The sequence below is a fragment of the Facklamia sp. P12955 genome, from assembly GCF_050409565.1.
Taxonomy (GTDB): Bacteria; Bacillota; Bacilli; order Lactobacillales; family Aerococcaceae; genus Facklamia.
Genome location: NZ_JBNUPF010000007.1, coordinates 50,464 through 75,123, shown reverse-complemented (window position 1 = coordinate 75,123; position 24,660 = coordinate 50,464). Strand labels below are relative to the sequence as shown.

The 24,660-nt window shown below is 36.3% G+C and carries 22 protein-coding genes; 18 read left to right on the top strand and 4 right to left on the bottom strand.

Annotated features, from left to right (window positions below; all coding sequences use genetic code 11):
• Positions 1–5 precede the first annotated feature (5 nt).
• Positions 6–1,019 carry a glycosyltransferase gene (locus ACQV2G_RS03150; protein ID WP_428875015.1) on the bottom strand — a complete coding sequence of 338 codons (1,014 nt, stop codon included), beginning with the start codon at positions 1,017–1,019 and terminating at the stop codon, positions 6–8.
• Positions 1,020–1,206: 187 nt separating this feature from the next.
• On the opposite strand from ACQV2G_RS03150, the gene ACQV2G_RS03145 reads away from it, so the two are divergent.
• The 18 genes from ACQV2G_RS03145 to buk all read left to right on the top strand — a co-directional run bounded on the left by ACQV2G_RS03145 (position 1,207) and on the right by buk (position 21,749).
• The gene (locus tag ACQV2G_RS03145; protein WP_428876114.1) at positions 1,207–2,004 is read left to right on the top strand and encodes a hypothetical protein; all 798 of its coding nucleotides are present in this window, start codon (positions 1,207–1,209) and stop codon (positions 2,002–2,004) included.
• Positions 2,005–2,080: 76 nt separating this feature from the next.
• Positions 2,081–3,451, top strand: a complete 1,371-nt coding sequence (gene rlmD, locus ACQV2G_RS03140) for a 23S rRNA (uracil(1939)-C(5))-methyltransferase RlmD (RefSeq protein WP_428876113.1) — start codon at positions 2,081–2,083, stop codon at positions 3,449–3,451.
• Positions 3,452–3,662: 211 nt separating this feature from the next.
• Positions 3,663–4,379 carry a cytochrome c biogenesis CcdA family protein gene (locus ACQV2G_RS03135; protein WP_428873480.1) on the top strand — a complete coding sequence of 239 codons (717 nt, stop codon included), beginning with the start codon at positions 3,663–3,665 and terminating at the stop codon, positions 4,377–4,379.
• 11 nt (positions 4,380–4,390) lie between these two features.
• Entirely contained in the window at positions 4,391–4,975 is a 585-nt protein-coding gene (locus ACQV2G_RS03130) for a TlpA family protein disulfide reductase (RefSeq protein WP_428875018.1), read from the top strand.
• Position 4,976: 1 nt separating this feature from the next.
• Complete coding sequence (gene msrB / locus ACQV2G_RS03125; RefSeq protein ID WP_428873483.1) at positions 4,977–6,092, top strand: peptide-methionine (R)-S-oxide reductase MsrB; 1,116 nt, start codon at positions 4,977–4,979, stop codon at positions 6,090–6,092.
• Between the two features lie 6 nt (positions 6,093–6,098).
• On the top strand, positions 6,099–6,845 hold the full coding sequence (locus tag ACQV2G_RS03120; RefSeq protein WP_428875019.1) for a response regulator transcription factor: 747 nt from the start codon (positions 6,099–6,101) through the stop codon (positions 6,843–6,845).
• Positions 6,842–8,527: a cache domain-containing sensor histidine kinase gene (locus ACQV2G_RS03115; RefSeq protein ID WP_428873486.1), complete on the top strand. Its 1,686-nt coding sequence runs from the start codon at positions 6,842–6,844 to the stop codon at positions 8,525–8,527. The genes ACQV2G_RS03120 and ACQV2G_RS03115 overlap by 4 nt, the downstream gene beginning before the upstream one ends.
• 399 nt (positions 8,528–8,926) lie before the next feature.
• Complete coding sequence (locus tag ACQV2G_RS03110) at positions 8,927–9,445, top strand: DNA-deoxyinosine glycosylase (RefSeq protein WP_428873487.1); 519 nt, start codon at positions 8,927–8,929, stop codon at positions 9,443–9,445.
• A gap of 192 nt (positions 9,446–9,637) precedes the next feature.
• Entirely contained in the window at positions 9,638–11,119 is a 1,482-nt protein-coding gene (gene malQ, locus ACQV2G_RS03105) for a 4-alpha-glucanotransferase (RefSeq protein WP_428873488.1), read from the top strand.
• 1,028 nt (positions 11,120–12,147) lie between these two features.
• Positions 12,148–13,143 (top strand): D-2-hydroxyacid dehydrogenase, encoded by a 996-nt coding sequence (locus ACQV2G_RS03100; RefSeq protein WP_428873490.1) that lies wholly within the window; start codon positions 12,148–12,150, stop codon positions 13,141–13,143.
• A gap of 61 nt (positions 13,144–13,204) precedes the next feature.
• On the top strand, positions 13,205–13,666 hold the full coding sequence (locus ACQV2G_RS03095) for a YopX family protein (protein ID WP_428873491.1): 462 nt from the start codon (positions 13,205–13,207) through the stop codon (positions 13,664–13,666).
• 163 nt (positions 13,667–13,829) lie between these two features.
• Positions 13,830–14,936: a pyruvate dehydrogenase (acetyl-transferring) E1 component subunit alpha gene (gene pdhA / locus ACQV2G_RS03090; protein WP_428873493.1), complete on the top strand. Its 1,107-nt coding sequence runs from the start codon at positions 13,830–13,832 to the stop codon at positions 14,934–14,936.
• Position 14,937: 1 nt separating this feature from the next.
• A complete protein-coding gene (locus tag ACQV2G_RS03085) occupies positions 14,938–15,915 on the top strand; it encodes an alpha-ketoacid dehydrogenase subunit beta (RefSeq protein WP_428873495.1) in 978 nt (325 codons plus the stop codon).
• A gap of 14 nt (positions 15,916–15,929) precedes the next feature.
• Positions 15,930–17,261 carry a dihydrolipoamide acetyltransferase family protein gene (locus ACQV2G_RS03080; protein ID WP_428876112.1) on the top strand — a complete coding sequence of 444 codons (1,332 nt, stop codon included), beginning with the start codon at positions 15,930–15,932 and terminating at the stop codon, positions 17,259–17,261.
• A 7-nt stretch (positions 17,262–17,268) separates the two neighbouring features.
• Positions 17,269–18,681, top strand: a complete 1,413-nt coding sequence (lpdA, locus tag ACQV2G_RS03075; protein ID WP_428873498.1) for a dihydrolipoyl dehydrogenase — start codon at positions 17,269–17,271, stop codon at positions 18,679–18,681.
• A gap of 23 nt (positions 18,682–18,704) precedes the next feature.
• Positions 18,705–19,742, top strand: a complete 1,038-nt coding sequence (locus ACQV2G_RS03070; protein ID WP_428873552.1) for a PTS transporter subunit IIC — start codon at positions 18,705–18,707, stop codon at positions 19,740–19,742.
• A 26-nt stretch (positions 19,743–19,768) separates the two neighbouring features.
• Complete coding sequence (locus ACQV2G_RS03065; RefSeq protein ID WP_428873499.1) at positions 19,769–20,677, top strand: phosphate acyltransferase; 909 nt, start codon at positions 19,769–19,771, stop codon at positions 20,675–20,677.
• A 1-nt stretch (position 20,678) separates the two neighbouring features.
• The gene (buk, locus tag ACQV2G_RS03060) at positions 20,679–21,749 is read left to right on the top strand and encodes a butyrate kinase (protein WP_428873500.1); all 1,071 of its coding nucleotides are present in this window, start codon (positions 20,679–20,681) and stop codon (positions 21,747–21,749) included.
• Here buk and ACQV2G_RS03055 read toward each other — a convergent pair.
• The 3 genes from ACQV2G_RS03055 to ACQV2G_RS03045 all read right to left on the bottom strand — a co-directional run bounded on the left by ACQV2G_RS03055 (position 21,746) and on the right by ACQV2G_RS03045 (position 24,639).
• The gene (locus tag ACQV2G_RS03055) at positions 21,746–22,630 is read right to left on the bottom strand and encodes a LysR family transcriptional regulator (protein WP_428873502.1); all 885 of its coding nucleotides are present in this window, start codon (positions 22,628–22,630) and stop codon (positions 21,746–21,748) included. The genes buk and ACQV2G_RS03055 overlap by 4 nt on opposite strands.
• Positions 22,631–22,840: 210 nt before the next feature.
• Positions 22,841–23,713: a carbohydrate ABC transporter permease gene (locus tag ACQV2G_RS03050; RefSeq protein ID WP_428873504.1), complete on the bottom strand. Its 873-nt coding sequence runs from the start codon at positions 23,711–23,713 to the stop codon at positions 22,841–22,843.
• Positions 23,713–24,639, bottom strand: coding sequence for a carbohydrate ABC transporter permease (locus ACQV2G_RS03045; protein WP_428873506.1), 927 nt, complete (start codon positions 24,637–24,639; stop codon positions 23,713–23,715). Before ACQV2G_RS03045 ends, ACQV2G_RS03050 begins: the two co-directional genes overlap by 1 nt.
• Between the last annotated feature and the right edge of the window lie 21 nt (positions 24,640–24,660).

The window sequence follows — 24,660 nt, the reverse complement described above, 5'->3', positions numbered from 1 at the left end:
TATTATTATACCTTCATTTTCAGAGCTTCTTGATAAATTGAAAATAGCTGTCGACCAATTTGAGGAAGGTCGCGTTCGATGGCAATTTCATAGGCTTTTTCTACTAATGAAGGGAGTTTGCCTTCATAGGCTAGTTGAATTTTTTCTTGAAAGGCTTTAAGGTCTATAGCTTTATGAACATTCACACCGTCTTCCAGCCAACCATCAAATACAGGGATATCACGCACAATAAAATCTGTTTTCATGGCGCAAGCTTCAATTGCAGGAATACCTTCAGTTTCTTCAAAAGTCGGGAAAATATAAAGATTGCTCGCTAACAAACCGGCCCGTATATCTTCATTAGGTACATAACCAGCAAATTTTAAGTTAGGTAATTTCGTAGAGACAGCCTTTTTTATTTCATCCGGTACATAGCGCAAGTCAAGATAGCCAAACCAAATAAATTGAATGTGAGGCATCCGTTTGGCTAATTCAACAAAGTCAAGAATCCCTTTGCGTTTTAAGTATAGTCCAATCCCCATTACAACAAAATCATCAGGCTGATAGTCGTACTTTTGACGGAAAACTTTCTTAAGTTTCTCAGTGTCTAGAGGTTGAAATCTAGATAGGTCTATCCCGTTAGAAACAGAATAAATCGGTTGATCGAGACCGTAATTTTCAAGCAGGCTCTTAGAATATGGAGTAGGGGTGATGAGAATATCACCCAAACGGTAACAAGTTAGCAGCCATTGTTTAAAACTAGGTGCTAGAAAATTTGAGAAACGGAAGGAGTTCTCAAAGTCCTCTTTAGTCGAGTGGGCATGATAAATGACTGGAATATTCTTGCGGCGACATTTGGCTGCTAAAAGATAGGATTTAGGGAAGTAGGTATTAATATGTAATAGGTCAAAAGAGTCCTTGGGATTCATGGTATAATCGATTCCCATATATTCCAATGCTTTTTGCTGATGATGAATGGCTTTGCCTAAGCCTGAGCGTTTGATTTGCTCGAGATTGCCTGAATAAAGTAAAACGCGCATCTACTTACCTACTTTCTCTTTTAAAAATCTTAAAAAACTTATTTTTAATGAATGTAATACTTATTTTATCGAACAGGCCCTATTTTAACAAGTTTTACTAAGTCTTGTTAAAGCAATTTAGTCTTTACCAATGATTTGATGTATAATCCAATAGATGGGCAAAGCGACTTTGAGAGGGGGCTTTTTAATGACAGGACATTTTGGTCAAATTTTCTTACTGCCTGGACGCTCGTTACTTGAAAAAGAAATTGAGAGGTTGCAAGTGGATTTATCGCAAGCTGTATTTGAGTATGATGAATTAATTTATAAGGATTGTTTTTATTTAGAAAAGCACTTTTATTTAAATTTTGGTAAAGAATGGCTCAATTTATTAAAAGCTCATTTTCAAGCTGTCTTCTTAGAAAGAAAGTATAGAATAATACGTCTTTATAAGGAAAAGAATCAAAAGCTAAAACTGCAACAGTTAGAAAAAGATTTATCTGTTTATCAGCAGTTAATTATTGAAACGGAAGAAAAGATACAATCAGCAGAACACTCTATCTACGAAGATACTTTAACAGAAGAAGAGGCGCGCTTGATGCGGGGAATGTACCGTCAAATAGTTTCTAATGTCCACCCTCTTCTATATCCTTTACAAACAAAACACCAAGAGTTACTTTATCAAAAAGCCTTGACTGCCTATAAAAGAGATAATAAAGAGATTCTTCAATTGATTTTAGATCATTTAAATGAAGATTATGCTCAAGCGTCTCCATTAAAATTAAGCCAACTAGTCGATGTGAGGAATGCCTTGTTAGTCTCTTTATATGAAAAGAGGAATCAATTGGCCTTAAGACGATCTGATTTTCCCTATCTCATTCGCGATTACGTTCTAAATGATGAATTAGGCGAGAAAATGCGACAAAGTCTGATGCAGAGACGAAGTCAATTTAAGCAAAAAATAAAACAATTGGAGTTAGAAATTGCTAAGTTAAAAGAGAGTTAATCCTCTATTTAGTCCTTTCACTTCAAGACCCAAACTTTTTAACCAAAACCTAAGGTAAATAACAGAGGAGCAATACATGGCAAATAATTTTGAAAAAAACCAACTCTTACAAGTAAGAGTAGAAGATTTAACTCATGAAGGGTTGGGTGTCGCTAAAATTGAGGGCTTTCCATTCTTTATTGAAGGAGCTTTACCGCAAGAAGACATTGAATTTAAAGTCATAAAAATCGGAAAAAAATATGGCTTTGGAAAGTTAGAAAAAGTAGTAAATAAAAGTCCTGACCGAGTAGCCATAACCGATGATATCGGGCGTCAAACGGGAACGATGACCTTACAACACTTGTCTTACGAGGCACAGTTAGCATTTAAAGAAAAGGTTGTGAGAGATGCTTTTGAACGTATTGGGCATTTTAAAGATTTGACCATTCAACCGACTATGGGTATGGATGATCCATGGGGATACCGTAATAAGGCTCAAATTCCAGTTCGGATGGTTAAAAGTAAGTTAGAAACGGGATTCTTTCGAAAAAATAGTCACGACCTCATTCCAGTTGAAGACTACCATATTCAAGATCCCGCTATTGATCAAGCCATTCTAATGGTTCGGGACCTTTTAAGAAAGTACCACATTCCGGCTTATGATGAGCAAGCTCACAAAGGCTGCATGCGTCATTTAATTGTAAGAAAAGGCCATTATAGTGGTCAATTAATGGTCATTTTAGTTTCTAAAGCTAAAAAAATTCCTCAACTTGAAGAATTAATGCAAGAGATGATTAAAAAAATTCCTCAGCTGGTATCAATTATTCAAAATATTAATCCCGCCAAAACAAATGTTATTATGGGAAAAGAGACTTATTGTTTATGGGGAAAAGAGTATTTTGAAGATCAGATGTTAGAGATGACTTTCCGAATATCACCACAATCTTTCTATCAAATTAATACTCCTCAAGCTGAGCGTTTATATCAGCTGGCTATTGCAGCAGCAGAACTAGATGGCAGTGAGACTGTATTGGACGCTTATTGTGGCATAGGCACCTTATCCTTAGCGCTTGCCAAACATGCTCAAGCGGTCTATGCCATGGAAGTAGTGGTTGAAGCCGTCGAAATGGCTGAGAAAAATGCCGAAATCAATCAGATAGATAATGTGCATTTTGAAGCGGGTTTAGCAGAAGATTGGCTAGCAAGATGGAATCAAGAAGCCATTCGTTTTGATGTGGTGACAGTGGATCCACCGCGCAAGGGATTGGATCCTCAGTTTATTGAAAGCTTAGTGGAACAAGATCCAGCTAAGATTGTCTATGTTTCTTGTAATCCAGCTACCCAAGCGCGTGATTGTCAACTACTTGCTCAAGCGGGCTATCAAGTCAAAAGTATTCAACCGGTTGATCTTTTCCCATTCACTAATCATGTGGAGACGGTAGCTTTATTAACAAAACTCAATAAATAAGATTTTAAACCAATGAAATTAAGAGCTGTTCCAATTTTCTTCAATAAGGAATTGGAACAGCTCTTTTTTATATGAAAAGTATAAATTGTATTAAATAATAAATAATACAATCAAATTAAAGTTTTTTAAAACGATCTTCGATTATAATCCTTTCGTCTTACTTCTATAATTAAGCTATAAAGAAAAAATACATTTTTGAAAGGAAAACATTATGATAGGAGAAAACATTTTACTCAGTTCCGTGTTTGTTGCCGGATTATTGTCATTTTTTGCACCCTGTACCTTCCCCTTAATTCCAGTCTATATTGGTTTTATGACGGATGAAGCAGGAGAATATCAAAAATTAAAAATTGGCAAGTTCGAAATCAATAAGGGAGGCATTATTAAAACCATGTCCTTCGTATTAGGACTTTCAACCAGTTTTATTATTTTAGGTTTTGGCGCAGGATGGTTAGGCCAAGCCCTAAATAATTCTTCCATTTTAATCTTTGCAGGCTTTTTAGTTTTTTTACTGGGTGTCCACCAAATGGATATCATCCACTTTAAAAAACTGGATCGTATGCGTGGAATACAAGTGAATGTAAAACAGAAAAAAGCCTTAGGAACCTATCTGATGGGTGTTTCCTTTAGTCTTGGCTGGACACCTTGTGTAGGACCAATATTAGGAGCTGTTTTAGTCACTTCCGCCAGCGGAGACACTCAATTTTACGGAGCCTTCTTGATGTTAATTTACTCATTAGGGCTAATGATTCCCTTTTTGATTATGGCGATTCTATCCACTTATATGTTAGACCGTGTTAGCTTTTTCAAAAAACATCTGGTAACCATCAAACGAACAGGTGGCTTCTTGGTAATGATAATGGGAATCGTCCTAATGACCAATCAACTTCCCAACTTAGTCGCTTATTTTAATAACTTATTCAATTAGGAGGAAATGAAATGAAAAAATTTATATTATTACTAGCTGTCGCTTCAATCGCAAGTGGTTGTGCCTTAGCTTCCAACCAAGAGACTACAGATGGCGAATCGAACAATTCAGCCCAAGAGCTTAAAAAGACAAATAAAGTTTCAGAGGATTCAAGCATATCTTCAAAAAGAGAAAGTGCTTATGATTTCACCTTAAAAGATTTAAAGGGAAAAGATTATTCTTTAGCAGAACAAAAAGGCAAGCCAGTTTATGTCAAGTTTTGGGCATCCTGGTGTCCGGTTTGTTTAGCTGGCTTAGAAGATTTAAATACTTTAGCTGGTCAAGAAAATGACTTTGAAGTTGTAACGATTGTTTCTCCTGGTTATAACGGGGAGAAAAACAAAGAAGATTTTATGGAGTGGTTTAATTCGCTAGAATACAATAATATGAAAGTACTTTTAGATGAAGAGGGCCAGACCTTTGCTAATTATGGAGTACGTTCAATGCCAACTAATGCCTTGATTGATAGTCAAGGGGTGCCAGTAAAGATTATTCCAGGTGAAATTCGCAAAGAAACATTAACTCAATTGTTTGAAGCCTTAGCAAAGGAGAATTAAGATGAAAAAGATATTCGTTTTATTGGCGTTTGCCCTATTTTTAGTCGCTTGTTCACAAGTGAGTTCTAACAATAAAGTGAATGACAGTAAATTAGCTGAAATTGACGCCATATTGGATCAAGAGAAAGCTAAAAGCAAAGTGAACCCTAACAAAGACATCGATTATTCTTCTGCTGATTTGAAAAAAATTTATTTAGCCGGTGGCTGTTTCTGGGGTGTTGAAGCCTATATGGAAAGAGTCTACGGTGTTGCAGATGTAATCAGTGGCTATGCGAATGGAAACAAGAGGGAAGTAAGTTATGAAGAAGTGATTAAAGGATCGGGCCATGCCGAAACGGTTGAGGTGACCTATGATCCGGAGCGCATTTCTTTAGATGGACTGTTAGATTATTATCTAAAAGTAGTTGATCCAACGAGTAAGAACCGTCAAGGAAATGATCGCGGTGTTCAATACCGCACAGGTATTTATTTTACTGAAACTACTGATCAAGCGATCATTCAAGCTCGCTTAGATAAAGAACAGGCCAAATATCGTAAAACCATTCAAGTAGAAGTAGAAGAATTGAAAGATTTCTATCCAGCTGAAGAATATCATCAAGATTATTTAGAGAAAAACCCCAATGGCTATTGTCATATTGATTTGAATAAGGCTAATGAACCTTTAATTGATCCGGCTCTATATCCAAAGCCAAGTGATCAAGAGCTCAAAGATAAATTAACAGCCATACAATATAAAGTAACGCAAAAAAATGATACAGAGTCTTCTTTTTCTAACGAATATTGGGATAATGAAGCAGCGGGAATTTATGTCGATGTAGCTACGGGTGAACCTCTCTTTAGTTCAAAAGATAAGTTTGATTCTGGCTGTGGCTGGCCATCTTTTTCTCGCCCCATCGCTAAGGAAGTTGTAACATATAATGAAGATTTAAGTTATAATATGAGTAGAATCGAGGTTAGAAGCCGTGCAGGCGATTCACATTTAGGTCATGTGTTTGAAGATGGGCCTGAAGAATTAGGCGGTTTGAGGTACTGTATTAATAGTGCTTCAATTGATTTTATCCCATTAGAAGAAATGAAAGCTGCAGGCTATGAATCCTTAATAAATTTTGTGAAGTAGGTTATTATGTTGAAATTATTGATAGCTGATGATGAATCAATCATTCGCAGGGGTATTAAACAATTAATTCCATTAGAAGATTTAGGCATTTCAGACGTTTATGAAGCAGAAGATGGTGAAGAAACTTTAAATGTGGTAGAAGACTTTCAACCTGATATTTTGCTTCTAGATATTAATATGCCTAAGCTGGATGGCTTGAGTGTGGCTGAATCTGTCAAGGCTAATTATCCCCAAATTTATATTATTATCTTAACAGGTTACGATTATTTTGAATACATGCAAAAGGCTATTCGAGCTAAAGTGGATGATTATATTTTGAAACCAGTATCCAAAAAAGACATTGAGTTCATCTTACAAACAGCGATTACTAAGATAAAAGAAAAACGTCAAAAAGATGAAATTCAGGCATTAGTTCCTGAAGAAGTCGATAGGGTTAAACGCTCAGATTTGATTGAAGACTATTTGGATAAACATATATTTCAAGCTGATTTGTCGCTTAGTCAGATGGCGGAAGCAATCGGCTATAATAGTAATTATTTGTCTGTTTTGATCAAAGATTACTATGGAATGAGCTTTCAGGACTATATCAATAAACGACGTATGGAGAAAGCAAAGCTACTTTTACTATCAAGCGATAAAAAGAACTATGAGATTGCGCATGAGATCGGAATCGAAGATGTCAATTATTTTATCACTAAATTCAAAAAATATTATCAAATCACCCCCAAACAGTTTAGGCAGGCAAAAAAATGAAAACAATGCGCAACCGATTTGACCGAAAAATCAGTGTATACTTTTTCAGTATTTCAATGATGATCGTTTTAATATTATCTTATGCTAATTATAGGTCTTCAGTTAAAATTATTAAGCAAAATATCGAAATGGAAAACAGTCAGCAGTTGAAGACGGCTAGTTTATATATTGCTTCTTATCTTGAGAAGATGAAAAGTTTAAATAGTTTATTAGCCATGACCCCCGAATTAAATAGTGATCAGGAGCAAGCAATTGATGAGCGTGCTGTAAAAAGCACGCTTGATTTAATAAAATCGAGCGATAACATTATAAAAAATATTATGATAATTACTCAATCCGGTCAGTTAATTACTCAAACCGGAAGCGTAATGGAAAGTAAAGCGTCGGTGTTGAATGAAGACTGGTACCAAACAGCTTTAAAGTCGAATAACATGGCTCAAATTACTCGTGAAAATCATTCGGGCTTTACCATGAATAAAAGTGAACGAGTCATTTCCTTGAGTCATAAAATCGAAGATGCTAATAGACAATTTCAAGGACTTTCTATCATAGATGTCTCCTATAAGTTTATTGAAGATTATATTTCTACGGTAAATTTAGGGGAAAATGGTTTTGCCTTTATTGTAGATGAAAATAAGCAGCTGATTTTTGATTCTGAACAGATGAATGGTGATTCGCTAAAAGAAAAGGCCAATTACCTTGCTATTATTGAAGATTCGAGTGCTTTTAACAAAGAAGATTACATTATTTCATCAATCTATGTTCCGAATACAAATTGGCAATTGACGCAAGTTAGAAGTCCTGAAGAAATTTACATTCTAAATAGAAAGCTGATTACCGAAATGCTTATCTGGGCTTTTTTAATTCTACTTTCAAGTATTTTTCTTTCGATTTTCGTATCAAAAAAAGTCACCAATCCTATTGTGGACTTAATTGATGAGATGAAAAAAGTGAATCAAGAATTTTCGAATATCCCGGTAAACCAACAAGCTTCTCTAGAAATCAGAGAACTGACCTTGGAGTATAATTTGTTATTAAATCGGGTAAAAAAATTGACAGAGGCAATTGAAGAAAAGGAAAAAGCTAAGCGTACTTATGAATTAAAAGCCCTTCAAAGTCAAATTAACCCACATTTTATCTATAACACTTTGGATACTATTTTATGGCTGGTTGAACTAGGAGAAAAAGATCAAGCTGTCGAAGTTATTCAATCTTTAGGTAGTTTATTACGGACCACCTTGAGTGTGGACGAGGACGTTATTGAATTGAAGAGAGAAGTAGAGCAGGTTAAAAATTATATGAACATCCAAAAGATTAGGTATGATGATAAATTTGATTACGATATTTCGCTTGGAGCAAATACAGGCGAAATTTTAGTACCTAAGTTAATTATTCAACCGATTGTTGAAAATGCTATTTATCATGGTATTAAAACTAAAAAAGGCCAGTCGCATATCCAAATTACTTCCAGGATTGGAGCGAACGCTTTAATGATTCAAGTGGAAGATGATGGGATAGGATTTAAAGGTAAAGAGCATTCAAACAAACCAAAGCCTAAACTAGGCGGTATAGGTATGGCTAATGTGGATCAAAGACTGAAAATCCTCTACGGAGAAGCTTATGGCCTAAGCTATACCAGTGATGATCAATTAACTAGGGTAACATTAAAGATAAAAATCTAAAAAGTATTTCTATCCTAAATTTCTACAAGACCGTTAAAAGAATTGAACCAGCGACACTGTAAAACGTTCCTGGTTCTTTTTGACTTGACAGTCCTAACCGTAAAATTTGTTATCAAACAATCAATCATTTAAAATGTAAATAAGAAAAGATAGCAATTTATTGACGCATTAAAAGTCAAAAATAGGATTAGTTAGAAGCTATTATGTATTTCATCAAAAAAACAAACCCTGAGCTTACTCAAGTAAGTAGAAGGGAGAAGATCTGAAAGTAATTCAACAATAAGTCTTGTGCCTTTTTGCTAAAGGAAAGCCTTTTTGATTAAGTGAGAAAATGTGAGCTAGAAATGATAGACAGCAAGTTAGATGGATAATAAAGTCATCGAGAGGAGGAATTATTCAATGACTAAAGACAGCAAAAAGGATTATCAAACAATTATTCATCCCTTGAAGCCATTCTATAAAAAGGACTCTAAAATCTTAATCTTAGGCTCATTCCCTTCAGTGAAAACGAGAGAGTATGGTTTTTTCTATGGACATCCACAAAACCGTTTTTGGCCTTTGATGGAAAAACTATTTAATGAAGCATTAAGTTCCAATATAGAAGAAAGAAGAAAATTTTTAATGAATCATAAAATTGCCGTTTATGATTCGATATATCAATGCGATATTGTCGGTTCGAGTGACGCTAGCATTAAAAATGTAATTCCTTCTAATTTAAAAATGATTTTTGACAAAGCATCTATTCAGCAAGTTTTCTGTAATGGAACTACTTCTTATAAGTATTATCAAAAATATCATGCAAAAGATATGGGTATTAGGGGAATTAAATTATCTTCTACCAGTCCAGCCAATGCGCGATTTCGTTTAGATGATTTGTTTTTAGAATGGAAAAAAATAATCACCTATCTAGATGAATAAAGGATTAGTGAAAAATGGGCCAGAATGGGTATAATGAACATACTCTATTAAGGATGGGAGAAAATATAAAGTAGAGCAGACTCAAGATAATGGTATAAGTCATGGTTGACTATTACCAATAGATGAGTGGGGAAGGACTGAATGTAAAAGAACAAGCAATATAAACAAATGATTAAATCAAAGGAGGAAAAGATGGAACGTTCAAGTGGGGTTTTAATGCATATATCTTCGCTACCCAACGATTATGGAATTGGGTCCTTTGGGCAAGCAGCTTATGATTTTGTTGATTTTCTATCGGATACTAAACAAAAATACTGGCAAATATTACCTCTAACAACGACTTCTTATGGAGATTCACCTTATCAATCTTTTTCAGCTTATGCCGGAAATCCTTATTTTATTGATTTAGACATACTGCAAAAAGAAGATTTATTAACGTTAGAAGATATAGAAGGAATCGACTTCGGCCAAGATAGAAAGTCAGTGGACTATGCTTTAATCTTTAAAAGTCGCCAAACTATCTTGGAAAGTGCCGTTCAACGTTTTAAAAACAAGAATCTAAGTGATAGCTACCAACAATTTATACAAGAAAATCAGGATTGGTTAAATCCTTTTGCTGAATATATGGCGATTAAAGAAACGTTTGATCTTAAAGCTTGGTATGAGTGGGATGAACCAGCAAGAAAACGGGAGGCTGATGCTATAGCTAGCTATCGTTTAGATTTAGCTGAACGACTTGATTATTATCGAATAACCCAATTCTTTTTTTACCAACAATGGCAATCCTTAAAAGCCTATGCCAATCAAAAAGGGATTGAGATTATTGGAGATATGCCGATCTATGTCTCGAGAGATAGCGTAGAAATGTGGACACATCCAGAATTATTCAAAGTCGATAGAGAGGGCAATCCGACTCTAGTAGCAGGAACGCCACCTGACAACTTTTCCACCGATGGACAACTTTGGGGCAATCCAATTTATGACTGGGAATATCATCGTCAACAAAATTATAAATGGTGGGTCCAACGTTTTAAAGAGAGTTTTAAACTTTACGACTGGGTGCGAATCGACCATTTTAGAGGGTTTGAGTCTTTTTGGCAAGTTCCGCTTTCGGCTAAAACATCCGCTGAAGGAGCATGGTCTAAAGGACCAGGTTGTGATTTGTTTGCTGCTGTCAATGAAGCGTTAGGAGACTTAAATATTATCGCTGAAGATTTAGGTTTTATGACAGCTGACGTGATTGCTATGCGAGAAGCGACCGGTTTTCCTGGGATGAAAATCTTACAGTTTGGTTTTGAGGAAGTGGGTGACTCACCAGATCTCCCCCACCACTATCCACACAATTCAATAGCTTATGTTGGCACTCATGACAATGAAACAGCTAGGGGATGGGCACAAGATACAGCGAGTCCGGCGTCTTTAGATAAAATAAAAAATTATCTAGGAGAATTAAAAGACGAAAGTATAGCTGATTGTCTAAATCGTGGAATTGCTATGTCACGATCTTACTTAGCAATTTTTCGTATGCAAGATCTTTTGGACCTAGATAACCAATCACGAATGAACACTCCTGCAACATTAGGAGGAAACTGGAAATGGCGTATGACGAAAGAACAATTAACAGAAACTGTCAAGACTAAATTGTTGAAACTCACCCAAACTTATTATCGCTAAGGACAGTATTAATATTTCAACAGTAAAAGAAATGGCTATCCTGTTTCTTGCGGATGCTTATCATTGATTTTTTTCAGAAAGATTCTTGCTAATAGTTTCTGGCAATAATGCATTTCATGGATCAAAGAATTTAATTACTTTGCCTTTCAAAGATTTTAGAAGGGAGTCAATTTTATTATGATTTTCTTAGTGTCAAATTAATAGTGTAAGCTAGATCGCAAAATTATAATAAACAGACCAGCATTTTTACTCTTTTCTAATAGTCAGCTCGCATTTTGATGAGCTGTCGATTGCATTGATATGATTGAATATTTGCCTTGCAAGTATGCTCAGCTAAAAGGCGAGGGAAGCAAAGGGCGCTGACTCATCCATTCAAGCTACTTAGCGCATTGTTAGCTCTCTTTTTATTTTTTTGTGAACAGCTCCTTTTTGATCCACAAGGTGTTGAAGTTTGAAGCGGACTTTATCAAAGCTTCATGTATCCGATGTCTGAACTTTGCATCATACTCTGTGATATAACAAAAAATCGTTTTCTCCAGAGCTGCTGTATGAGGAAATTGTTCTTTCACTTTGCTGATTCGCTGGATTTGTTGATTAATTGCTTCTTTTGAATCATTTCCACGTCTAATAGGAGCAAAAGCAGGGCCACAATGAAGACAAACATAATCTTTTTATGGGGTGTTTTTGTTAGCCTTCGGCTTCCTATTTTTAAAATTAAGAAGGATCGACCGCTCTTTGTTCAGCAAAAAGTTAATGGCATCTTCTAAGGCTAGGCGCAAAATTACTGAACAGACTCACCTTGTGCGAGTGCAGTCATTCGTTTTGTGTTAAATTTTTCTATAAGGGACCTCCTGTTTGTGATTGTTTTGTGGCCATCACAATCTTATAAAAGGAGGTTTTTTCTATTGAGACTTCGAGCTTAGACCAAAAATTTTAGGCTGTGGAGATACTTTGTAAAAAAAGAGTAATTGTTTGTATTTAAAAACGTTTATTTATAGAATAAGTGTGAAAAAGAAAGGAGAGTCATTATGACAAAAATAATCGCATTTGGTATCCGGGATGAAGAAAGACCGATAGTTGAGGCTTGGGCCAATAAAGCCAATGTAGAAGTTAAGATGTTGCAAGATATTTTAACTGAAAAGACAATTTACCAAGTAGAAGGGTATGATGGGGTCACCTTATCCCAAGTGGCTCCTTTAGAGCAATCGATTTATGCTAAGTTAGAGGCATTTGGCATTAAACAGATCGCTCAAAGAAGTGCTGGAGTGGATATGTATGATTTGGAAATGGCTAAACGTCATCATTTGATCGTTTCCAATGTCCCTACTTACTCACCAGAATCAATTGCAGAATGGTCAGCTTTGACGGCGATGAATCTTATTCGGCATTATGATGCTATTCAAGAACAAGTGAAGAAGCATAATTTTTCTTGGACACCAAATATTAGAGGTCGAGTAATCGGAAATATGACCGTTGCAATTATCGGTACCGGTCATATTGGCCAATGTGTCGCACAAATTTTTAAAGGGATGGGCGCTAAAATAGTTGGATATGATTTATACCCAAATGATGAACTGAAGGATTTATTAGAGTATCAATCTTCGATAGAACAGGCAGTAGAACAAGCAGATATTGTTTCTTTACACATACCTGCTATTGAGGAAAATCACCACTTATTTGATGAGAAGATGTTTAAGAAGTTTAAGCAAGGAGCAGTCTTATTAAATATGGCAAGAGGATCAGTAATTGATACGACGGCACTACTAAATGCTTTAGATGAGGGTATCCTATTAGGAGCTGGACTGGATACCTATGAACATGAAGCGCCTTATATTCCCAAAGATTTTTCAGACAAGGAAATTGAAGATGAAGTCTTTGTAAAAGTATTAGACCATCCTAAGGTGATTTATTCTCCTCATATTGCATTTTATACGGATGAATCAGTAAAAAACTTAGTAGAAGGCGGCCTAAACGCTACATTAGATGTCATTAAAACTGGAACAACCAAAAATCGAGTAAATTAAGATAAAAATTAGATATACAATTTTGTATATCTAATTTTTATATAGGGGGTAGGAAGGAAAAATGAAAGCAAGAGTTTGGTTTGATGAAAAACGTCAAATGAGTTATTTTGATCAAGTTATTGAGAAGGGGACAAATCAATTTGAGGGGGTATTAGCCGGTCAAAGTGAAGCAAATCTATGGAAATTATCAGAAGGTGACTGCTTGATGTATTCGACGGCTTTGTTTGAAAAGACAGCTAAAAAGAGTGGTAAACTGATCTATGAAGGAGACATTGTTAAGAGCCGATATATTCATGAACGATTAAATTGTGGAGGACTTAATACACCAGAAAATATCGGAGTGGTTGTTTTCAGACAAAATGAATGGCAATTGAAAGTTAAAGTAGAGAAAAAATTAGCTTATTTAAGGGATAACTATTTTTATTTTTCTTTGGATGATCCTTATAGCTATCGTCAAGTCATTGGAAATGAATTAGAAAATGATCTCGATCAATTAGTCGAGAAACACACCACCAAAATGTAAACCAAGAGAAGACAGCTCTTTGTCAATTATTTTAAGGGTTTTGTTTAGCTTGAGGATAAAATCAATAGCATCATAGATTTTATGTATTTTACCTTTATTGAAACAAAACTTATAATAAAATTGTAAGCGCTTAATAAAAAATATAATGGAAGGTAGTGAAAACATGGTGAAGAAGCTAAGTAGTGTTGACTTTAACCAAGTTGTTGATCAGTATGCCAAACCTTTTGAAATGGTTCAAGTTTTAGACGAAAATGGAAAAGTTGTTGATCCAGAAACATTGAAATCAATAACAGATGAAGAGTTAGTATCTTTGATGGAAGATATTGTTTGGGGTCGTGCTCTTGATGAGAGAACAATTATTTTAAATCGCCAAGGAGCCTTGGGAAATTATGCAACGGCAGGAGGGCAAGAAGCGAGTCAATTCGGCTCATTGGCTGCCTTAACTCGTGATGATTTCTTAGTTCCGACTTATAGAGATTTAGGAGTATTGATTCGTCACGGATTGCCTATGTATCAAGGGTTCCTATGGTATAAGGGCCATGTTGCAGGTAACCAATTTGAGCAGGATTTTAATGCATATGCTCCCCAAGTAATGGTAGGAGGAACTTTACCTCCAGCAGCGGGTGTAGCCATTGGTAAAAAATTCAACGATTCAAAATCAGTTGTACTGGCTCTTTGTGGAGATGGAGCAACTTCACAAGGTGACTTCTATGAAGGAATCAACTTCGCAGGAGCTTATCAAGCACCATTAATTACAGTTGTTCAAAACAATAGATATGGTATATCTGTTCCAGTGGCACAACAAACAGCTGCTCAAACCTTGGCTCAAAAAGCGGTTGCAGCAGGTATTACTGCTGTACAAGTAGACGGCATGGATCCAGTCGCAATGTATGCAACAGTCAAGAAAGCACGTGAATATGCGATAGCGGGTAACGGTCCTGTATTAATTGAAGCCTTGACTTATCGTTTTGGACCGCATACGATGTCGGATGATCCAAAACGTTATCGTGGAGACGATGAACTAGCAGAATGGATGGCAAAAGATCCACTTATTCGTCTTCGCAATTATTTAACAGAAAAAGGCTTATGGTCAGAAGAAAAAGAAAATCAAGTCATTGAAGATTTGAAGAGTGAAGTGAAAGAAGCGATGGCACGTATGGCACAAGAGCCTGCTCAAAAAGTTTCTGATTTCTTGAAGAACATGTTTGAAGTGACTCCGCCAAGTATTTTAGAACAAATTAAGAAGTATGAAGCAAAGGAGATGAGATAAGATGGCAGTATTAACACTAGCACAAGCAATTACAGCAGGACTTAAAGAAGTTTTAAGCCGTGACAACAAAACCTTAATATTTGGTGAAGATGTCGGTTTAAACGGAGGTGTTTTCAGAATTACCGATGGATTACAAGAAGAATTTGGGAAAAATCGTGTGTTTGACACACCGTTAGCAGAATCAGCTATCTTAGGCATGGCAACAGGTTTGGCTACAGAAGGTTTTCGTCCTATTCCAGAAATACAATTTTCTGGTTTTATCTTAGAAGCAATGGATCCTCTAGTGGCTCAAATTTCTCGTTTTCGCTTTCGTTATGGTGGAACTCGTCAAATGCCTGTAACCATTCGTGCTCCATATGGTGGGGGAGTTCACACACCTGAATTACACTCTGATTCATTGGAAGGAATGATGGCTCAAGTTCCTGGCTTACGTGTAGTTATTCCTTCTTCTGCTTATGACGCAAAAGGTTTACTCATTTCATCTGTTGAATCGAACGATCCAGTTGTTTTCTTAGAACATTTAAAATTATATCGCTCAGTTAAAGGCGAAGTACCTGAAGAATATTATACTGTACCGTTAGATAAGGCGAATGTAGTCCGTAAAGGAAAAGATATTACTTTAATTGGCTATGGACTAATGGTAGGGTTGGCAGTTAAGGCTGCTGACAAATTAGCACAAGAAGGAATTGAAGCAGAAGTAATCGATTTACGTACCGTAGCTCCTTATGACTTTGAAACAATTCAGTCTTCGATTGCAAAAACTCATCGTGCAGTTGTTTTACAAGAATCGCAACGACTTGCAGGAATTGCTGGTCAGATAGCTTCAGATATTAGTGAACGTTGCTTTATGGATTTAGATGCACCTGTTGCGCGTGTAACCTCACCTGATACTGTTTATACCTTTGGGGCAGCGGAGTCAGTTTGGATACCAGATGAGAATGATATCTATGAACAGGCTCTAGAAACATTTAAATTCTAAAAGGAGGCATTTTGATGTATCAATTTATATTACCTGATGCTGGTGAAGGTACTCATGAAGCAGAAGTGCTCACCTGGCATGTTAAAGTTGGAGATAAGGTTGAAGAAGACCAAATCATTTTGGAAATACAAAGTGATAAAGCTGCTGTTGAATTGCCTTCACCTGTATCCGGAACAATTTCTAAGCTATATGCTGAAGAAGGTGAAATTGCTTTAGTAGGCAAGCCTATTGCCGATATAGCTCTTGAAGGAGAGGAAGTGGGGAGCCAAGTAGAAAATGTTGCTCAACCAGATTCTCAAGATAATCTGGTTGAAGAAAACAGCTCCAATACATCAGATACAGTGGATCTAGTGGAAGAAAAAGATACTAATAGAACGGAAGCTGTATCGGATGATATTCGTAAGATGGCTATTCCTAGAGTACGTAAATATGCTCGTAGCAAGGGGGTTGACCTTTCGAAAGTAATCGGCACAGGAAATCACGGTAAGATTACGATAGAAGATATCGATCATTTCTTAGAAACAGGTCAAACTGTAGCCCCTAGCGAAGAAACTTCAAATAAACAAGTAAGTCAAGCAGTCGTTGAAAATCAAGTGTCTACTTCTAGCGCGACTCCAGTAGCTACTGAAGCAATGGCTGAAGATCGAGTGGAAAAACTGAGCATGATGCGTAGAGTAATTGCTAAAGCCATGGTTGAAAGTAAGCGAGTTTCACCTCACGTAACGGTATTTGATCAAGTAGAAGTTTCAGCTTTAGTGGAACATCGTAATCGAATGAAACAAATTGCTAAGAATAAAGATATTAAGTTAACCTATTCTGCATATTTTGTGAAAGTTCTAGTGGCTATGTTGAAACGTTTCCCAGAATTAAACGCTTCTATGAATCTTGAAAAGGGAGAAATATATTACCATAATTACTATCATATTGGCGTAGCTACCGACACTCCTAAAGGTTTATATGTTCCTATGATTCGTAACGCAGAAAGAAAGAGTCTATTTGAAATAGCTCAAGAAATCCAAACTCTAGCGGATAAAGCTCAAAATGGAGAGTTAGAAACAACAGATATGGATAATGGCTCTATGACTTTAACCAATGTGGGAGGCTTAGCAACAGGTGGAGTTTGGTCTACACCTATTATTAACCAACCTGAAGTAGCTATTTTGGGTGTAGGTCGAATTGAAGAACAATTCTTACCAGATGAAGAGAAGAATCCAGTATTAAAACCTGTGTTAAAATTATCTTTTGCTTTTGACCATCGAGTAGTGGATGGTGTAACCGCTCAAAAAGCAATTAATTTAATGAAAGAATACCTAAATAATCCAGATTTATTATTATCGGAAGGGTGATTGACAAATGGTAGTAGGAGATTTTGCAAAAGAAGCTGATACGATTGTAATTGGATCTGGACCGGGAGGATATGTTGCCGCCATTCGAGCGGCACAAACAGGTCAGAAAGTACTCATCATTGAGAAAGATCAAATAGGGGGAGTATGCTTAAATGTTGGTTGTATTCCTTCAAAAGCAATGATTACGGTCGGAAATGAATACGTTAAGACTAAAAACAAAACGCCTTATGGATTAGAATATGGAGACGCAAGTCTGGATTTTACGGCTCTACAAGATTGGAAGAATAATGAAGTAGTCAAAAAATTAACAGCTGGCGTTCAAGCCTTATTGAAAAAGAATAAAGTGGAAATAATCCATGGCGAAGCAATGTTTACTTCTGACCAGACTGTTCATGTTGTAAAAGAAGGAGAAATGGGCGAGACCTATCAGTTTAAGAATGTGATTATAGCTACTGGTAGTCGTCCAATTGAACTTTCAGGTCTACCATTTAGTGAAAACATTATTGATTCGACAGGACTACTTAATTTAACAGAACTTCCAGCATCCTTAATTATAATTGGTGGCGGCTATATCGGAATGGAATTGGCCGGAGCCTATGCTAATTTAGGTACTAAGGTAACAGTCATTGAAGCAAGTGATCGAATTCTTAATGGTTTTGAAAGTGATTTGACCAAGCCAGTTATTAAACAGATGAAAAACAAGGGTATTGACATAATTACTAAAGCAACCGTTGAATCAGCAGTAGACAAAGAAGGAAAAGTGACCGTTTCATATTCTGTTAAAGAGAAAAAAGAAGACCTTTCAGCTGATAAAGTAGCGGTTTTAGTAGGAAGAGTTCCTAATACGGATCTCTTAAGTTTAGAGTTGGCCGGAGTTAAGGTTGATGATAAAGGTTTAATTCCAGTTAATGAGAAAGGACAAACCAATAAAAATAACATATACGCGATTGGCGATATTGTCGCAGGACCGGCTTTAGCTCATAAAGCGAGTTATGAAGCAAAAGTTGCAGCTGAAGCAATTGCTGGTCATGCAGGAGTAGCAGTTGATTATTCAGTTATTCCAACAGTCTGCTATACTTATCCAGAAATTGCGACAGTCGGATTAACTGAAAAACAAGCTAAGGATCAAGGAATCAATGTCAAAAAAGCAAAATTCATGTTCCAAAGCAATGGTCGTGCTCTATCAATGAATGAAAAAGAAGGATTTGTTCGTTTAATCTCCGATAAAGAAACAAATCGTTTGATAGGGGCTCAAATGGTTGGTCCAGAAGTAAGTGAATTAATTGGAGAAATCACCTTGGCAATTGAAAATTTAATGACAGCTGAAGATTTGGTATTAACAATTCATAACCACCCAAGCCTAACAGAAACCATAATGGATGCTGCTGAAATACTTTTAGATCAAGGAATTCACCAATAGCAAATTAAAAGGAGATTTATATGATGGAAAATAAAATGACCGGTAAACAATTTGCAATGAATATTCTTAATGGTTTAGCTCTAGGTACGGTAATCGTATTAATTCCTGGCGCCCTCTTAACAGAACTGGTTAGAGCTATCGCGCCGGGATCACCTTTATTAGGTGTTCTGGCCATGTCAAACTCTATGCTAGGATTAGTCAGTGGTGTCATGATTGGATTGAATTTTAAATTTAATCCAATCCAAGCTGCCTCAATTGGTCTAGCTGCAATGTATGGAGGGGGTGCGGTTCAATTCGTTGGTGGCGCCCTTACCCTGAATGGAACAGGGGACGTCATTAATGTCGGCTTAACATCTGCATTAGCTGCTTTTGTGATATTATTAATTGGAAACAAGCTAAAATCATACACAATTATTGTAATTCCCACTTTAATGTTAGCTTTAGTAGGGAGTATAGGCCATTGGATTTTGCCTTATGTCAAAGGTATTACTGTGCTAATTGGACAAGGCGTGGCTAGCTTATTAACACTTCAACCGATTATAATGTGTATTTTAATTGCTATTGTTTTTTCGATCTTGATAGTCTCTCCAATTACAACGGTAGGAATTGCTTTAGCTGTAGGACTTTCAGGTATAGGCTCGGGAGCTGGAAACCTTGGTATTTGTGCTTGTGGTTTTGGATTAGCTATTATGGGATGGAATGTAAATGGTTCAGGAACAGCCTTGGCCCACTTTATTGGTTCACCTAAGATGTCAATGCCCATTGTGGTTAAAAATCCTAAGACAATGATTCCGATTATATGTAATGCTGCAGTCTGTGGGATGATGGCTGCTTTGTTCAATATTCAAGGAACACCGATGAGTGCAGGATTTGGTTTTAGTGGACTGGTTGGTCCGATAAATCATCTGAACTTAGTAAGTGGTGGTTTCTCATTGATAAACCTCCTAATTACTTTTGTTGCTTTTGTGGTAGTTCCTGTTAGTTTAGGCTTCGTCTTTAAATACGTTTTTACCCAAGCGGTGCCATTAGTAACCGAGGAAGATTATCGTTTAGAATTATAAAAACAAAGTAAGAAAGAAGGAAAGTTATGTCGTTCATTTCACAAATTAAGTCCTTCAAACAAAAAGAAAGATCTAGCAAAAACAAATTCGTCCTAGCTGTAGTAAAAGCTGCAGACGATGAGGTAATGAAAAGTGCAAAAAAAGCCATTCAAGAAGAAGGCTTGAAGATGATCTTTATTGATGATAAGGAGCAATTAGAAAAAATCATTGCAAATTATCAACTATCAGCAGAAGATTACGAAATCATTGACGAATCCAACGACTCACAGGCAGCTTTTGAAGCAGTTCGTTTAGTTCGTGAAGGTAAAGCTGGTGCGATTATGAAAGGGAAGCTTTCCACCGGAAAGTTATTGAAACAAGTCGTTGCTAAAGAGACAGGAATTGTCAAAAGTGGCTTATTAACCCACATGGCCGTTTTATCCATTCCCAAACTTGATCGTTTGTTAGGCATAAGTGATGGTGGCATGGTTTTGCAACCGAATAAAGAAGAGTATAAAACAATTATCCAACATGGAGTGGAAGTATTTCACAAATTAGGTGTAGAAAAGCCTAAAGTAGCTTTGTTATCTGCAGCTGAAACCTTAATTCCTAAATTGCCATCTTCTGTTAACTTTGCTGAAATCGCTGAGGAGTCAGATAATTCGCAGGCAATTATAGAAGGCCCCTTATCTTTAGATATCAGTTTATCACCGACAAGTGCAGCAGAAAAAAATTGGTCTGGAGCAATTAGAGGAGATGCTGATTTAATCATTGCTTCAGATATTGTCGCTGGTAATAGTCTATCCAAGTCACTCTTGCTATTTGGTGACGGCGAGATGGCTGGTATTATAATGGGAGCGCGCGTACCGATTATCTTAACTTCGAGAAGTGCTTCGGCTAGTGAAAAATATGCCTCTATTCTATTAGCTCAGTTAATGATGGATAAGGGGGAATAAAATGAACAAAATTATTGTCATTAATCCGGGAGCTACATCAACTAAGATAGCTTATTTTGAAAACGATCAAGAAATCTGGAAAGATGAAATTCTCTATACTAATGAGGAAATCAGTCATTTTCCACATGTTTTTGATCAGTTTGAAATGCGTTCCCAAGATGTTTTATCATTATTAGAAGAGCATCATTTAACCAAAGACCTTGACACTGCCGTAGGCCGTGGAGGGGGCATTGGTCCAGTGAAGTCAGGGGCTATTCTAGTTGATAACGAGCTATTAGATCGTCTAGAATTCCATCCAGTTATTGAACATGCTTCAAACCTAGGTGCCAAATTAGCACAAGCCGTAATCAATCACTTTGGGAAACCGGGTACCAACGCATATATATATGATCCAATTACAGTCGACTCAATGTCAGACGTAGCTAGACTGACTGGCATAAAAGGAGTGAGTCGTAAAAGTATTGGACATCATTTGAATATGCGGGCGGTTGCTAGACGAGTAGCGAGTGATATGGGGAAAAGTTATCAAGAGGCTAAAATTATAGTGGTTCATATGGGAGGAGGCTGTTCAGCTAGTGCTCATCAAGGTGGTGAAATTGTTGATTTTATTTCAGACGATGAGGTAATGTTCTCAGCAGAACGCTCTGGTGGAATTGCTATTAAAAATTTAATCCCTCTAATCAAAGAAAGGGGAGTCGATGCGTTTTATAAATTTGCTAGAAACGAAGCGGGCTTATACTCTTATTTTCAAACAAAGGATTTAAGATTGATCGAGCAACGAGCTGTTGATGGAGATGAAGAAGCTAAGTTAGTACTTGAAGCTATGGCTTTAGGGATTGCGAAAACAATCGCTTGTTTGGCAGCTACGATAGGCGGTCCAGTTGATGCCGTTTCAATGACAGGCGGAATGGCTCATTCGGAATTTTTAAGAAATGAAGTCAAGAAAAGAACAGCATTTATTGGTCCGTTTATTCCATTCCCAGGAGAATTTGAAATGATTGCCTTAGCAAAAGGTGGTAACCGCGTCTTAAATCAAGAAGAGACCGCACATCGTTTAGCAGAAATGGGTTAATTTGATTTTATGATGGATATAAATTCATTCATCGCTGGTGTCAATGTATAATTATTTCGCAAAGCAATACCAATCGGATAATAGTTATTGCGATCTTCCAAGGGAACCCAAGCGAGTTCTTCTAATTTGCTTAAAGGCTTAAACTCACTCGGTAAAATGCAGATTGAGTTTAAGCTTTTTAAGCTATGAGTAAGCACTTCCCAATCATTGTTGACTAGAACAATATTTGGATCGAACCCAACCTTGCGACAGCGTTTAGGTAACATTTCACCTAGCATAAAATTATCAGTTAGATTACAGAAATTTTCGTCTCTTAAATCTTTAAATTCAAGCGAAGCACGACTAGAGAGTGGGTTGCTTTTAGGTAGAACAACACTGACCTTATATCCTTGAGTGGTCGTGTTTAAAGGTTCAATATGAATGCCTTCTTCAATCTTAGGAAAAGAAACGAGGCCAATGTCAATTGTACCCTCAGCAAGCAATTGTTGAAGATGACGAGACCCATCTTGAACTAGGACCAATTCCAAGTTGGAATGGGTAGCAATAAATTTTGATATTTGAGGCATGAATTGAATGGCAAAGAGAGAAGTTAATCCGACTTTCATTATTTCAGCTGGATTATGATTATAGCCTTGAATTTCAAGAACTAGTTCATCGAAAGCTTCGGTCAAGTTTTTCCCCCTGTCATAAAGAATTTTACCGGTATGAGTAAGCGTCATTTCTTTTTCTGAATAAGTAAAAAGTTGTGTATCTAGTTCCAGTTCAATTTTTTTAATTGCTTGGGAAAGTGTAGGTTGAGTAATAAAAAGACTTTTAGCAGCGTGAGAAATGTTTTTTGTTTCTGCTACAGCAATAAAATATTTAATCTGACGTATATCCAAGATAGACACCTCCTTTTAGATTTTTAAATTCATTATATCAAATGACGGCTATTTCTACTAATAAAGCTAATTTTTGTTTAATAGATTGTTTTGTTTTTTGCATTATGATTGATTTTATGAGAGCTTGAATATTGTTATAGTTTCCTCAAAATCTAATAAAAATAGAGATCCTTCTTTGATTTGTCTGGCAGGATCTCTATTTAGTTTGTTTTATTTAATTGCTCCATCAACCATGCCTTTAAGGATTTGTTTTTGAGCAAAGAGGAAAACAATAATGATTGGAATCATAATCATTAAGGATGAAGATAAAATCATATCCCACTGTTTAGTGTAGGAACCGGCAAAGTTTGAAATAGCAATCGGTAATGTTTGAATGTCATTACCGACACCTAACAATTGCATCGGCAGTAAGAAATCATTCCAGATCCAAATGCCATTTAAAATAATAATCGTAACATAGATTGGTTTCATAATGGGCATGACTACATAAAAGAAAGTTTGTAGTTTGTTAGCACCATCTATTTCGGCAGCTTCTTCAATCTCAAGTGGGACACCCTTTAAAAAACCATGAAACATAAAGACAGACATGCCCATTCCAAAGCCAATGTAGGCCAAGATTATCCCAGGATAAGATCTCAAGAGTGAGAAATTCATTAGGGGTTCAGTTACATTCATGGATAGGATTCTAAACCAAGTAATCAGTGGATACATGACGACTTGGAAAGGGATAACCATTGAAGCCACAAACATATAAAAAATGAGTGAAGAAGTTTTTGATTTGTATCTCACTAATCCCCAAGCAGCTAATGAACTGACCAGACTAATTAGAGCCAAGGAAGTGACAGTAATAATTACTGATGATAAAAAAGAACTAGGATAATCAATAGAGGGGTTGTTCCAAATAGTAAGGAAGTTTTCCCATATTTGTCCCCAATTTTCAGGCAGTGAGAGTGGATTGACTAATATTTCGCGAGAGGACTTGGCTGAGTTAATAAATATTAACAGTAAGGGGCTGATAAATAAGACAAAAACTAAGAGGGCGAACAACTCTAAGAAAAACTTTTTCCATTTGATAATTGACATTACATTTCGACCTCCTGACGTTTTGTAATATAAGTCTGACTAAGACTAATAATGACTAGAATAACAAAAAGAATTACTGCTCGAGCTTGACCATAAGCTAAATTATTTTCAACAGAAGCAGTATTATAAATATTCATAGTGATAAACTCAGTAGACTTGATGGCTTCACTATTCCACATCATAGAAGGGCCACCACCCGTCAAGGAGTAATTGACATCGAATATTTTAAAGGAATTATTAATGGTTAAAAATAAAGAAACAGTAAATGATGGCATAATCATTGGCAAAGTAATGTGGCGTAGCTTTCCCCACCAATTGGCTCCATCTAAGGAAGCAGATTCATACAATGAACGAGGAACGTTTTGCAAGCCCGCGTAATAAATCATCATAATATAACCGGCATATTGCCAAGTTGAAGTTAAAACCAAGGCAGAAACAGCTAGACGCGGAGAACCTAAGAAGAGATTTTCAACCAGCCAATCGAAAGCCAACAATTCTCCAACTTGAGGAAAAACATTATTATAGATAAATTGCCAAATATAACCCAAGACAATTCCACCAATTAGATTAGGAACAAAGAAGCCCGCACGATAAATATCTCTACCTTTAACTTGACTAGAAACAATCATAGCTAAAGTAAAAGCGACTAAATTAATAATAATTATATTAAAAAAAGCAAAAATAAAGGTAACCATCAGAGAATAACGAAAACGAGAATCGGCAAAACTTTCTTTATAATTACCCAAACCAATAAAATCTGCAACAGGCTTAATAATCCCGCCCCAATTCGTAAATGAATAATAAATGCCCATCACGAAGGGAATGAAAATCACTAAAGTAAGTGCAATAAAAGCAGGGGCCACTAAAAAAATAAAATTGCGACGCTGCCGTTTACTACGAGATTTTTTATGAGAGGCAGATGCCATAAGAACCCTCCTTATAAATGA